14 protein-coding genes are annotated in these 12,454 nt (G+C 57.9%); 6 read left to right on the forward strand and 8 right to left on the reverse strand.

The genetic code is table 11. The features are described from left to right. Window positions 1-151 precede the first annotated feature (151 nt). The 4 genes from C8J40_RS18990 to C8J40_RS20620 all read right to left on the reverse strand — a co-directional run bounded on the left by C8J40_RS18990 (window position 152) and on the right by C8J40_RS20620 (window position 2,653). Window positions 152-1,231, reverse strand: coding sequence for an acyltransferase (locus tag C8J40_RS18990; protein ID WP_207901285.1), 1,080 nt, complete (start codon window positions 1,229-1,231; stop codon window positions 152-154). Between the two features lie 152 nt (window positions 1,232-1,383). Next, window positions 1,384-1,530, reverse strand: a complete 147-nt coding sequence (locus C8J40_RS18995; RefSeq protein ID WP_207901287.1) for a hypothetical protein — start codon at window positions 1,528-1,530, stop codon at window positions 1,384-1,386. A 125-nt stretch (window positions 1,531-1,655) separates the two neighbouring features. Next, the gene (locus C8J40_RS20615; RefSeq protein WP_132898354.1) at window positions 1,656-2,021 is read right to left on the reverse strand and encodes a hypothetical protein; all 366 of its coding nucleotides are present in this window, start codon (window positions 2,019-2,021) and stop codon (window positions 1,656-1,658) included. Next, a complete protein-coding gene (locus tag C8J40_RS20620; protein ID WP_207901289.1) occupies window positions 2,006-2,653 on the reverse strand; it encodes a MobA/MobL family protein in 648 nt (215 codons plus the stop codon). The genes C8J40_RS20615 and C8J40_RS20620 overlap by 16 nt, the downstream gene beginning before the upstream one ends. A 52-nt stretch (window positions 2,654-2,705) precedes the next feature. Between C8J40_RS20620 and C8J40_RS19010 the strand changes: the two genes are divergently transcribed. The 3 genes from C8J40_RS19010 (at window position 2,706) to C8J40_RS20460 (ending at window position 4,247) form a co-directional block, all read left to right on the forward strand. Continuing rightward, window positions 2,706-2,915 (forward strand): transposase domain-containing protein, encoded by a 210-nt coding sequence (locus C8J40_RS19010; RefSeq protein ID WP_347812489.1) that lies wholly within the window; start codon window positions 2,706-2,708, stop codon window positions 2,913-2,915. Window positions 2,916-3,105: 190 nt separating this feature from the next. Continuing rightward, a complete protein-coding gene (locus C8J40_RS19015) occupies window positions 3,106-3,348 on the forward strand; it encodes a transposase (RefSeq protein WP_347812490.1) in 243 nt (80 codons plus the stop codon). A 533-nt stretch (window positions 3,349-3,881) separates the two neighbouring features. Further along, window positions 3,882-4,247 carry a hypothetical protein gene (locus tag C8J40_RS20460; RefSeq protein ID WP_165911517.1) on the forward strand — a complete coding sequence of 122 codons (366 nt, stop codon included), beginning with the start codon at window positions 3,882-3,884 and terminating at the stop codon, window positions 4,245-4,247. 871 nt (window positions 4,248-5,118) lie between these two features. Here C8J40_RS20460 and C8J40_RS19020 read toward each other — a convergent pair. Beyond that, a complete protein-coding gene (locus tag C8J40_RS19020) occupies window positions 5,119-5,520 on the reverse strand; it encodes a hypothetical protein (protein WP_132898356.1) in 402 nt (133 codons plus the stop codon). A gap of 75 nt (window positions 5,521-5,595) precedes the next feature. Further along, a complete protein-coding gene (locus C8J40_RS19025) occupies window positions 5,596-6,096 on the reverse strand; it encodes a PilZ domain-containing protein (protein WP_347812491.1) in 501 nt (166 codons plus the stop codon). Between the two features lie 179 nt (window positions 6,097-6,275). Here C8J40_RS19025 and C8J40_RS19030 point away from each other — a divergent pair, with 179 nt between their 5' ends. The 3 genes from C8J40_RS19030 to C8J40_RS19045 all read left to right on the forward strand — a co-directional run bounded on the left by C8J40_RS19030 (window position 6,276) and on the right by C8J40_RS19045 (window position 9,637). Further along, the gene (locus C8J40_RS19030) at window positions 6,276-6,962 is read left to right on the forward strand and encodes a sugar transferase (RefSeq protein ID WP_243693507.1); all 687 of its coding nucleotides are present in this window, start codon (window positions 6,276-6,278) and stop codon (window positions 6,960-6,962) included. 73 nt (window positions 6,963-7,035) lie between these two features. Beyond that, window positions 7,036-8,475: a TolC family protein gene (locus C8J40_RS19035; RefSeq protein ID WP_132898358.1), complete on the forward strand. Its 1,440-nt coding sequence runs from the start codon at window positions 7,036-7,038 to the stop codon at window positions 8,473-8,475. 94 nt (window positions 8,476-8,569) lie between these two features. Next, window positions 8,570-9,637, forward strand: a complete 1,068-nt coding sequence (locus C8J40_RS19045) for a glycosyl hydrolase (RefSeq protein WP_165911519.1) — start codon at window positions 8,570-8,572, stop codon at window positions 9,635-9,637. 4 nt (window positions 9,638-9,641) lie between these two features. Here the strand turns inward: C8J40_RS19045 and C8J40_RS19050 are convergent, their stop codons facing one another. After that, entirely contained in the window at window positions 9,642-10,727 is a 1,086-nt protein-coding gene (locus tag C8J40_RS19050; RefSeq protein WP_165911520.1) for an acyltransferase, read from the reverse strand. Between the two features lie 373 nt (window positions 10,728-11,100). Then, window positions 11,101-12,426 carry a hypothetical protein gene (locus C8J40_RS19055; protein ID WP_132898362.1) on the reverse strand — a complete coding sequence of 442 codons (1,326 nt, stop codon included), beginning with the start codon at window positions 12,424-12,426 and terminating at the stop codon, window positions 11,101-11,103. Window positions 12,427-12,454 lie beyond the last annotated feature (28 nt).

Raw genomic sequence — 12,454 nt, forward strand, 5'->3', positions numbered from 1 at the left:
CAACGGCCACCTTCGGGCTCATTTGGTTCTCGAACCGCTCGAGATTGGAAATCGCTGACACCGACCGCGCTGTTCACGACTTTCCACACAGTCTGTGTGAGTTTTGCATCAAAAACGACCGGCTTTGGTGGTGAGTTAGCGGATAGTCACGCTAAGAAAAGCGCTGCACGATCCGGGCGCCCAAGGCGATTCCCGGCTTCTCGAGCGTCACGTAGCTCAAGCGCGCGAGGATGTACGTGCCAATGATCGTACTGAGAAGAGCAACCGATTGCAGTACGATGATCGATGCGCCCGCACGCGTCAGCACGAAGATCGAGCAATAGAGTGGGACCATGTGCACGAGATACACCGAGTAAGAGACGTCACCCAGATGAGTTAGGAATTTCGAGCTGAGGAACCGGGCCAGAGCGTGGCCTAGAGCATGCGGCAATGTCGAAGCTGACCAGAGAACGGCTGCCCAAAGCACTATCGGGATGAACTGCAGCCCGCCTCCACGAGCGATTGCGATCGCGGCAAATGCGGCAGCGACTGCCAGCCACTTGTGGCGCTCTCCCGGCCGATCGAATGCGAGATAGCTCGCGATGCCGATCCCGAAATGCGCGATCTTGTCGCCCAAGAAACCACCCGGCATAATTTTAGATGCTAGGCTCAGTGCGACGACACTGACGATCCCCGCGATCCATCCGCGACGTGAGGTCGCCGCCCACATAAAGAACGGTGCCAGCAGGTAGAACTGCCATTCGAGCGAGATGCTCCAAGCCTGCCCGACCAGCGTATACGGTGAGCTCGCCAAGAGCGCATTAGGGATGAGGCCCTGAGCAAGAGGGATGTGCGCCAGTACATGCGGCAGGAGGTTTTGCGTGGCCTCCTGCGCTAGCATGAAACGATTAACGTTCATTTTGTTTTGGATGGGGATGTCTGCCCACGCCCCCAATTGTACTCTCAGCAGGGCGACGGATACCGCGAGAACGACCAAATACAGAGGAAATAGTCGAAAAGCGCGTCGCGTGATGAAGGGCACGTACGCTTCGGCTTTGCGATCGATTAGGCGCGCGATTACGAAGCCCGACAGCACGATGAAAACATCAACCGCGAGGGTGTTGTTGTTGATAAGCGGTACGTGCCAGTCGAACGCCAGCGAGACGTGACCTAGCACGACCCACCATGCCATGATCCCACGTAAGCCCTCAAGGGCACCAATCTTTGCGCGCTGCGGTGTTGCACCGATCATCATAACACCTTATCGAACGATTTTTACTCAGGAATTTTGTACGATCCACCGCTGTCTTTTTGGGTCAAATCCCACCACTTATCACTTATTGATACACCTTGATTCGATGTCCGCAATTGAACGACTACCGATCGGCTGATTTTGACGGTCGCTTAAAGGTGGCGGCCCGCATCCATGCGCTGATGCAGGATGCGGATGACGGCGATCCCGTAGCTGGTCGACCGAAAATAGATGACATGCTGCTCGACCGCGGCAATCCACGAATTCTGCTGCTCGGTAAGGGTGATGGTCTTGCGCACGGTCTCCATATCATACTATTGGTGTTATTTAGCGCATTGCTTAGCTGCTGTCATCGCCCTTGTACGATATCCGGCACATCGCGGTCGTGCCCGCGCTGGCGTTGTTGCTGCCGATCGCGCTCGTCCTAGCCATGATTGAGGGCCGGCGTCTGTTGCTGCCGGAGTGACTGGTCAAGCGCCGGCAGTACATCGAACCCGTCGCCGGTGCTGGTCTGCAACCCCGCCCGCGTCGTCCGCGCCGCGCCCTGTACCAAGCTTGCCATGCCATGCACCGACAGTTCAGCCTGATCCCGCACCCGCTGCCCCATCTCCTGCAGCCACTCCCGGCCGCGCTCGAGATAGGCTCCCAGTCCGCGCTTCTCCTCGATCGCCTCGTTCATCTGCCCGCGCGGGGTGACCGCGTGTGGTTCCTCGCCGGCTGCGATCTGCTCGGCATAGGCGCGCCGCTCGATCGCGGCCGAGGCGTGGCCCATCTTCACGGTTGGCTCCATCTCGACGCCTTGGCAGGTATAGCTGCGATGATCGCCCCGCTCGGCCACCTGCGCCAGTTCCAGCGCATGGTTGACCTGTTCGGCCCACCGCTCCCGGATCGCCTCGACCTCGACTGACGCCGATGTACGCACGTCGAGCTGGCGCGTCTTCGCCCCAGCCCGTCCGCGTCCACCACCCGCGTCGTCGTCATGACATGAGCATGGTGGTTGCGATCGTCGCCATAGTCGTGGGGGGCGTGGATCGCCGCATCGACCGCCACCCCGTAGCGGTCGCGGATATCCTCAGCGAAAGCACGAACCAAGTCGCGGCGCTGGCCGGCGTCCAGCTCGGCCGGCAGCCCCAGCTCATACTCCCGCGCGACCTTGGCGTCGTTGCGCTTCTCCGCCGCTTCCGCCGCGTTCCACAGCGCCGATCGATCCTCCGCCCACTCCGCGCCCTGCGGCACGACGATGAACGCATCCTCGATGCCGCTCCGCCGCGTATAGTCTTGCACCAGGCCGTCGCGCTCGTTTTCGAGACAGCCGCCAGCACGATATGCGATCGCCGCGACCGCGCTGCGCCCGGTTGATCGCGACACCGATTTTACCGCCAAATGGTAGATCGGCATCGCCGACGCGTCTTTCTCGAACATAGTCCAGCGGTATGACGCTGGTCGGGGTGTAGGGCGGAGGCTCCGCTGTCGCTTGCGACATGGGTGCAGGGTATCCCTGCCGCACGCATTACGCAGTACTGCTAAGTGCCAGACCTGCAAGGCCAATGGCGTCGACCCGCAGCCCTACATCGCCGACGTCATTGGAAAGATTGCAGCTGATTGGCCAGCTGCGCGATGGGACGAGCTCATGCCCTGGAACAGGGCGCAGCAGCCTGCGAAGCCGGTAGCGCAAGCCGCATAGTCCGCGGCCTGCCGGCCACGCTTAAGCTTACGCCAAGTATGTCTGCGCTTCGGAGGCGCTACTCGCTCGACCGCGACGCGCTGGTCACTGGGTCATCAACTTAGTGACAAGGGCCGACAGTCTGCGCCTTTCGCTGCGCAATGCTGGATCTATCCCCGTCATCCTAGGTCGGCGCAATCGCACGCGCCTCATACGATACGACAAAGACCACTATTACGGCCGTGAGGCAGGCGCTATCCCGGTCATCCCTGGGCGTCGCAACCGGAAGCGAACCATCCGCTACGACAAGCAGCGATACCGCGGTCGGCACCTCGTCGAGAACGCCTTCTGCCGTCTGAAGGACTTCCGCCGCGTCGCTACCCGGTACGACAAGCTCGCCGCCAACTTCCTATCAACGGTCGCACTCGCCACAGCTATCGCCTTCTGGCTGTGAATGAGTCTGAGCCCTAGCCATAACGCGTAATAAATCGGAGAGTGATGCGCAAATCGGGCCGGGACGGGGTAATCCAGTCCGCGCCTTGCTTGGGATAAGGCCGTAGAACAGGTCGCCGAGCGCGCGCCGGTAATGCGCGTTCATCCAGCGCCGACGCCGATGCTCTGGCGCATCATGGATCATATGGGATTTCCAGCTCCTTGCCCGAAGGCTTCTCAAGGCAGGAAAACTCTCGCTCAAAATGGACTAAAAAACAGGGGGGACGTCAACAAAACGCGCAACTGTAATGTTAATCCTAGCGCGTATCTGGCATCGGCTTAACGGCCTCGAGTTGCGCCCTGTTCAGTTCCTCCGTCGCCCGCTTGTCGATGACCAACGCTTTCAGGAGGTCCTCCCCATAAAGCGGCTCGGCAATCCAGCGATCGCGCCGATGGGCCTGTTGATGTGCCGGCTGACTGGCCTTTACCGGATAGTCAGCAACGAGGAGTCTGGACGTTGATCGTAGGCGTTCGATAGCCTTCGGAGCAGCTTCTATGTTCGCTAACGACTTTGCGTCCGAAACGCGAGACGCCTGCCGTATCGGGCAACCTTTGTCCAACGGGGCTGGACTGGCCATGGGCGTCTTCGGAAGCGTGAAAGCTGGCCTGGAAGGTTTGGGCAAAGGTGATGTGGCGAAAATATTTCCCCGCGAGGAAACACGTTCCCAGTCCGACTGCTCCACAGCATATGACGACCGCTCCCGCGACCGCACCGCTGCGATTACGGATCAGACCCGTTCATATCCGGTGCCGCACAGCCATGCGGCGGACATCCTTAAAACGATCGCGCCGTTCAGCGGCCGCTGCATCCGCAGGGGTCGGATAAAGCCCGTCAAATTTCTGCGTATCCATAGAACCTAGTTACGCAGGATTTGCGACTATGATGCATCCGTCGAAAAGATAATCGCGAATGGCTTGCTGCTAAGTGATAGCGCTGGTGGCAATATATGCTCCGATGCGGGTCGCCCTGACGCAGCGCCAAGATGGCCTGGCTTCATCTATACACGACCGGGCACGATCCTCCCGCACCGATAAAACACGGCGCCTGCCTGGGCCCCTGAACTCTAGCGGGCCAACGCTAAACACACCGGCAAATCATCATGACAGGGATAAATGGCGCTTCTCTGCATGCCACGAATGCCAACTCGCCAGCCAGGCGCAGCCGCCTATTTGACGAAGGGCAACACGATCAGGACCCATAGCGCGATGCTCGTGGGCACCGCCAGAAGGACGCCGTGAGCGCCGAAGGGGTGGCGGCGGTTCGAATGCCGCGCATTGGCGGAAGATAATGTAGCCATCGCAGTCTCTCCTAAAGCGAGGTTTGGCCTCGTCAGTGTTAAAAACGTTTCAACATGGGACAAGTTGCATCGAACACGGCTGAGCGCAACCAAATTGCGCCCATTCAATAACTATATTTCAGCAATGGCTATCGTTTTGTCAGAAAATGCGGCGTCTGGGACTGGAATGTAAGGGCATCCTCCAGCGGCCGAGTACGTGCCGGCAAAAGGCGACAACCATCGCCTTCCCCGCCCCTACCGGGTCGTGGAGTCAAAAGCCTTTTGGCGCGGTTTTCAATAACGAGGTCATTCCCCAGTCGCCGGCTCGGCGTCGCAAGCAAAACATGCCATCAATGTGCGGCCGCTCGAATGGCGCGCATAGTTATGGTGCTGCCATCACAAACCTGTTCTATACGGCTCGCATCACCAAAGCGACCAGTTACGCGCCAAGCCGACTACACTTCTCTAAGATAATTGGAATTTAGTCGCTTCATACGATGCCGACGCTTGGCCTGCTCTATTGAAAACCACCCGCCAACCGACATCGATCCAACTACCACTATAAGAAGCGCTATTCCGATCGGAAAATGCAGCACAAAAGATGTGGCGGCAAAGCCAACCATCACAATACCAAATCCGATAAAGCATATCGAATATAACCGCCAATGACGGCTATTTCCAAATAGGATCGCCAGCAAGATCATTGCGGCGCCAACGCCGTAAACCATGCTTGAAAATATTGTCAGCATGGGTTCGCTGATACTTAAATAATACGCCAGACCAATAGTCAGGCTGCCTAAGCTAAATGCAATAAGGCGTGATAATCGCAAAGCTGCCTCCCGCACCGCACCGATCAATTACAACCATCGGAGCGTCTCGTCCCGCAGCTACCACGCCTAAAGGGCAATAGAAAGCGGGCCCCGGGCGTGCTTTCAGATTAACATCGCCAGCCCCACCCACAGCGCAACCGAGGTGCCGAAAATCACTGCCACGCGCATACGTCGCGGCCATCGATCATACGCAACCATCGAAGTCGGATCTGCGTCGGTCCGCTGCACATCCTGCTCGAACTGGGTCAGTTTCAGCACGACGCCGGCACTCAGTGCGGCGTCGACCATCGCCTGCGCGATGGGGGTGGTGAACGCGCAGCCATAAAGCCGGCCGTCAATCCGCGTAACCTGCGCAGGCAAAACGCCAATGCCGGGAATGCCGACCGACATCGACGCATTCAGCGCGAGATGTGCATCGGTTGCGACCAGGCACCCGGTTGTGGACAGGTTATGGACGAATGCGTCGTTCGGAGCTCGACGTGAGTCACGAATGGTCGCATTGGCGTTCACTGGGCGGCGATCGGCTCGCCCTGCGGTATCGAACGCATAAATCTGTGCGGGAATCTGCATGTCGTCTCCAAGGCCGTGCGAACCGTGTATCATCCAATGGTAACCGGACCGTGAAGATAGCCGCCAACCGGACGAGGCAGCACTGCGCGGGAATGGCGCATGCCATTTTGGCACGCCTCGTGTTGGCACGCGACGTATTGCATTAAATAAATCATTCAGACATAGGGTTGCCGTGGGTTTTGGCGACCAACCCCGCGGAGATCGTCAAAATAATGTCCTTCTACGGCGACCATAAACTGGCCTATACGTCCATGGTGACGCCGAGTTTGAGCATGAGCAATGGCAAGCGCGATGTCGCGTTAATTCGAACGCTTGATATCGTTATCAGCTCGCTGGCAATTCTCGCGCTTTTGCCGCTCCTCGCCCTGGTCGCATTGTTGGTTTTCCTTACAAATCCGGGGCCGATAATATTCGCCCACTCACGGATCGGGCGGGGCGGAGCGAGCTTTCCATGCTTCAAGTTCAGGAGCATGGTTACCGACGCAGATGCGCGCCTGGCAGCCATCCTGGCAAGCGACCCGGTGAGCCTGCGGGAGTGGCAAACCGATCACAAACTGCGAAATGATCCGCGCATTACGCCGATCGGCAAATTCCTGCGCAAAAGCAGCATCGACGAACTGCCGCAGCTCTTCAATGTACTGCGCGGCGAGATGAGCATCGTTGGCCCCCGCCCCATCGTGCAGGGCGAAGTCCCCCGATATGGACGGTACTACGCTGATTATTGTAAATTACGCCCCGGCATCACTGGCCTGTGGCAAATCAGCGGGCGCAATGACGTCAGTTATCGGCGTCGCGTTGCCTATGACGTAGTGTATTCTCGATCCTACTCCTTCAAATTATATACTCAGATATTTGTGATGACGGTCCCATCGGTTCTACTTGCCAAGGGGTCATATTAGTCCGCTTCGCAGGGATGCTTTGAAAAATTTCTGCGGCTTTCGCTGAAGTGACGGTTGGGCTGGGGGGCTCCTGATGTACGGCCGAACCTTCGCCTCCATAGTCGTGCTGTTCTGGGGATTGCCCGCGCATGCACAGGAGCTTCGCGTCGTATTGGACGACACGTTCGCCTCCGATCCTCAAATTCGGATCGCGCGCGCGAATACGGAGCAGACCCAGGCCAGCCTTGATCTCGCGCGTACCGAGGGCCGCCCCCGCCTTTCGCTGACGACATATGCGTCGATCGAGACGGTCGATCCGCAGAGCTTCTATAGTCGCAAGGGCGGGCGTTTCGGCGCGGGCATCGATGCCGACGTGCCGATCTTTTCAGGTGGCGAGATCCGATATCGTATCCGCTCCGCGCGCTATGTGCGTGACGAAAGCCTAGCGACGCTCGACGAGACCATCAATGCGCGCAAAGCTCTTGCTGCGGAGCGCTACGCCGATCTGATCCGTGATATCGCCGTTGTCGGCTCCAACGCCGATCAACTCGCGGATATGGCAGCGACGCTGAACGCTTCGGTCGAACGGCGCCGTCACGGCGATCTGACCGACACGGACATTCATCAGGCAGCGGCACGGTTAGCGACGTCACAGGCGTCGCTGGCAAGAGCGCGGTCCGCACTGACCCAATCACAGGAGGGCGTTCGAGAGATCACCGGAGAATATGTGCGCGACGCGTCCTGGCCCGAGACCCCGTCGGTCGATGGCGATGTGGCTGACCTTGCCAGGCGATTGGTCGATGCCCCGGCATTGCGCGCCGCGGACGCCCGCATCGCCGGCGCGCGGGCGGTTGTGGATATCCAGCGATCGCAACGCCTGCCGCGCCTGAGTCTGACGGGCGGCATCAAACGCGCGAACGATCTGGATGATGGCCAGAGCATAGCGGCACGCCGGTTTCGTTGGTCCACCTCCGTCGGATTGACGCTTGGCATCCCTTTGTTTCGCGGTGGCGCGATAACCGCGCGGGTCCGCCAGGCAGAAGCCTTCGTTTCCGCAAACCAATGGCAGCGTGCAGCGATCGAACGCGACCTGACGTCAACGATCCGCGCACGATATTCGCAATTACAAGCGGCAGAACGTCGGGCGGAAGCACTCTCCAGTGCAGTCGATGCCGCAAAACGGGCAGCGTACGGCGTTGGCTTGGAGAGCAAGGAAGGCTGGCGGACTGTGCTCGATATTCTGAATGCACGATCCGAGATCACGCAGAACGAGATCGCGCTCGCGTCCGCACGCAGCGAAAAGGTCGCGCTGGCCTATTCCATTCTAAGTCTGATGGGGCGTATCCCGACCACTGTCGCTCGTGAGATTACACCAGTTACCTTCAAACGGGCGGCGCCGACTGAGCGAGTGATCCGCATCGCGAGCACGCCGGCCCAGATCAAGTATCCGGTGGACGCGCTGGGCCTCTGGACATGGCAGGGCAGCACAACTTGGTCCCTTGCCCCCGGAAGTCATTCTGCCGGCAAGGCATGACGCACGCAGGATAGTTACCCGCCTGTTAAGCAAGAAAATCACATAATACTCAGGCGGTTACGATAAATTAAGTTGACGCCGTCATAAGTACGGCATGACGAAAGCGCACACTGCATTTCTTGCTCTCATGAGCATGACATCTCTCACGGCTTGCGGCGGGGGGAGTGCCCAGTCGTCGGTGGTTCCTGTCGTAACTGTCAATCCGTCGGCATCAACTGCGACCCCTGTTACGCCGACACCGACGCCAACTCCGACTCCGACGCCCACACCAACTCCGACGCCAACCCCGTCCCCCGCAGCCAGCAAACCGGCCTATGCCAGCGCGGCGAAGAACGTCGTGTTCGTCGGCAATGATCCGGCTGCTCTCACGGCATATGAGGCTTGGCTTGGCCATAGTGCCGACGGCGTTCAGATGCATACCGGGCGGGCGAGCTGGAGCGATTGGATCGGCTCGATCGGCTGGCTGATCGGACAATGGAAGGCGGTCGATCGCACATTTTACTGGTCGATTCCGCTCATTCCCCAAGGCGCGACTTTGGCCGATGCGGGCGCGGGCACATACAACGCCAACTACGTAAAAGCCGCAAAGACATTGGCAAACGCCTATCCCAACGCGCAGATCATCTATGTTCGAACCGGCTGGGAATTCAACGGCGACTGGCAGCCCTGGGCCGCGTCAGGTAAGGCAGACGCTTATAAAGCGGCGTATCGCCAATTCGTTGGCAGCTTCCGGTCGGTTTCCTCTAGGTTCGTGTTTGAATGGACGCCGAACATCGGCAAGCAAGCTATGACGAACCCGGAGGATGCGTATCCCGGCGACGACGTCGTCGATATCGTCGGGCTCGACTTCTATTACAACCACAAGTGGGACAATCCCGATCCCGCATCGGCATGGGCCTGGATGGTCGGACAACCCTATGGCCTCGCTTGGCATCGCGCATTCGCAGCGACGCATAACAAGCCGGTCGCCTATTCGGAATGGGGTGTCGGCGGCAACGGCGACGGCGTATATCTCGCAAGCGTCACAGCCTGGTTTAAAAGTCAGCCCTTCGCCTATCAAAGCTATTGGAATTCGAACTCGGATTATGTCGGGAAATTGAGCGACGATCAGTTCCCGCTTCTGTCCGCCCCTTACAAGGCACTGGTTGCATCGAACAATTAATCCGTCAACGTCTGGGCACCGACTGTGCTTGCGGCTCAAATCCATGGGCCGCACGGGGTACAGACATGGTGTTGCCGAGAAGCAGCTGGCGAGCCCGGCGGCTTAGCGGTCGTTCGATCAAACGGTAGGTGACGACAGCGACGATGCAGACCGCGACATAGGTCGATAGGAGCAACAGGATACTCGTTATCGTCGAGCGACTGCTCGTCCTTGTTGCAAACATGCTGATGGCTTGGGTGACGAAGGGATGCGTCAGATATAGCGAATAGCTCGCGTCGCCCAAAAGCAGCAAAAGTCCATGTCGGACGGCGATCCCGGCGCGCTCCAGAATCAGCGCCAATACGAGAAGTATGGTCGCCGATGCACTTATTGCGGCCAAGGCGACCCCGGCAGGCATCATCGCTGACAATATCAACGCCACCGCCATAAACGGCAACAGAGCCAACGCGATACGTGCGGCGCGCCTGGACCGGGGCAATATCGGATACAAATGGCCGACCAGCATGCCGGCGGCGAATTCAAGCATTACCGGCTGCATAAGAAACCCGGGCAGCGCCGTCGACGACGGCCCTATCATTCCAGCCACGACCAGCAGCGCGAGTACCCCTATTACCGCTGCGACCCGGAGCTGCGGCGCACGGAGGAACAAGCCGGCCGCAAATACGAGATAGAAGAACATCTCGTAGTTCAAGGACCAGCCGACAAACAGAATGGGGCGGGTCATGCCGTCGCTCGTGCGTGCATAGGGCACGAAAAACAGCGATTGCAGCAAATCGCCCATGTCCGCGCGGGTGCCGCGCATGGACAGCGGCGCGATCAGGACGAGGGTAAAGGTTGCCAACGTCAGGAACCAGTAAAGCGGTACGACCCGCGCGATCCGCCCGAGCAAGAAACGCCCCGACGACGGTGGGTGCGCCGACGTGGTGTAAACCATGACGAACCCGCTGATCACGAAAAATAGATCGACGCCGCAGGCAAACGCTTCGCGCACTGGCACAGGGAACCCTGTGGGAGCGAGTATCACGTCGCAATGCACAACGACCACCAACAGTGCGGCGAACGCTCGGAGAACCTGCAGATTACGGATCAAACCGAATTTCCCCGGAATCTCATCGAGGAATATTATGGGATCACCTCGGAGGCCGTCGCTGATCGAAAAGGATTGACATAGCGATCTAAAATCCCGTGACTTTTCGCTCCGAACAGCGATTTTTACGACATAACCTGATCGAGAAGTGCAATTCGGTAACTAACAGATACCGGATGGTTAATATTTATATTGCTTCCTAGGCATGTATACATGCAATTCAAAATAATAAAATGTAGTTTTGTTATGGCGTTTTTGAATATTCCAATAATTGCTATTTTCTGAAAATACATTTTTGCATTGTTCTGCTCCCTTGCCACCAATTTTTACGCAATTTTGAATGGCTCTAGACCCGGCATCTTTCTGCCAACTGCGACTAGCGAGTTTCAGATGCTTCACCAGCGATGACATGCGATGCGATACGCGGCAGGCGGTCGCGCCGAAACAGGCGCGCTTGTGTGAAGGCGGTCGCTCGATTGGGCACGAACATGGCAGTCAGGAACAGACAATAATATGTATTGATCGGAATCAGTAGCGTACCGCCAATCAGATTGAAAAGTATCAACAATGGCCAAGTGACGACCATCGGTACGCCGGCCGTGAAAAAGCAATAGGTCATCCAGGCAAAAAACAGCAGTGCGGCGGGCAGGCCGTATTCGACGGTCAACTTGCTGAGCGGGAGGAAGACAGTCGTACTATCGTTTACGAAGGGACTAACCTGGCCTGCACCAATGCCGAAGAGCGCATGATCGGCATCGAGCGAAGCGCTTTTCGCCGCAATCACGAAATGATTGACGAACCGACCGTTGCCGCTGGTCCCGGGCTTATCGAATTCGGCCGATCTACCCAGTGCGTTATCAAGCACACCCACCTGTGCAGCGACAATAAGCGCGATCGGAAAGATGATCATCCCGGTCAGAACAAGACGCAGACTAAGGTAGCGCAGGACAAAGGGGATGGTGACCACGATTAGCAGCATGCCGGTGCCACCGAACGTGACCAGCTGCGCGATCAGCATATAGGCAACGATCAACATTCTTCGAAACAGGCACAATTCGATCAGCGTAGCGATCGCAAGCGTCTGCGACGTGTGCGACGTCTCAAGCATCAAAAAGGCGTTCGGTTTATAATATTGCGAAAAATAATCAAGCTTCTGAATATAATTATATCCGACGTAAAGGAACGGTTTGGGGATATAGTCTTCCAGGTTTATCATCCGCATACCGACCAGCTGCTGGGCCCATTGCACATATACGAGAGTCGCGACGACCATACCGATCATCATGAAAATGCGCAGAAGCTTCAGATAGAAAGTACGCCTGACTGGCACAACAAGCATAAACGGCATATGGATGATCACGAGATACATGATCGCCGTGATCGAAAATGCTGGATGTAGAGGCGATGTTACGGTTACGAGGATGCAAACCGCCATCGATGCGACGTAGCCGAGCATCCGCGCAGGATCGATTGCACCCTTGCGCCAGAGCAGCAGCACTATCGCGAGCGCGAAGCTAGTATAGAAGCTCAACTCGATCGTCGGCGGAAAGGCCAGTTTCTGACCGAGGATCAGAACCAACAGCCCCGCGACGGTCAGCCGCAGCATCCCACGCTCGCCGCCATGCAGCGGTGCATCAATCACTTCGCGGATAGTTGCCTTGCCCCATGGCTTGCAATCGAGCGCGGTCAGTTCGGCCGACAAGCCTGCTCCGCCGCGCTGAGCGACGCGC

This window comes from Sphingomonas sp. PP-CC-3A-396 (genome assembly GCF_004343105.1).
Taxonomy (GTDB): domain Bacteria; phylum Pseudomonadota; class Alphaproteobacteria; order Sphingomonadales; family Sphingomonadaceae; genus Sphingomonas.

Bases quoted from the DNA above. Each gene is read 5' to 3' on its own strand.
- C8J40_RS20460 (WP_165911517.1), top strand. From the start codon at position 3,882: ATGTTCGCTAACGACTTTGCGTCCGAAACGCGAGACGCCTGCCGTATC.
- C8J40_RS19045 (WP_165911519.1), top strand. From the start codon at position 8,570: ATGACGAAAGCGCACACTGCATTTCTTGCTCTCATGAGCATGACATCT.
- C8J40_RS19025 (WP_347812491.1), bottom strand. From the start codon at position 6,096: ATGATACACGGTTCGCACGGCCTTGGAGACGACATGCAGATTCCCGCA.
- C8J40_RS19035 (WP_132898358.1), top strand. From the start codon at position 7,036: ATGTACGGCCGAACCTTCGCCTCCATAGTCGTGCTGTTCTGGGGATTG.
- C8J40_RS20620 (WP_207901289.1), bottom strand. From the start codon at position 2,653: ATGTTCGAGAAAGACGCGTCGGCGATGCCGATCTACCATTTGGCGGTA.
- C8J40_RS18990 (WP_207901285.1), bottom strand. From the start codon at position 1,231: ATGATCGGTGCAACACCGCAGCGCGCAAAGATTGGTGCCCTTGAGGGC.
- C8J40_RS20615 (WP_132898354.1), bottom strand. From the start codon at position 2,021: ATGGAGCCAACCGTGAAGATGGGCCACGCCTCGGCCGCGATCGAGCGG.
- C8J40_RS19030 (WP_243693507.1), top strand. From the start codon at position 6,276: ATGTCCTTCTACGGCGACCATAAACTGGCCTATACGTCCATGGTGACG.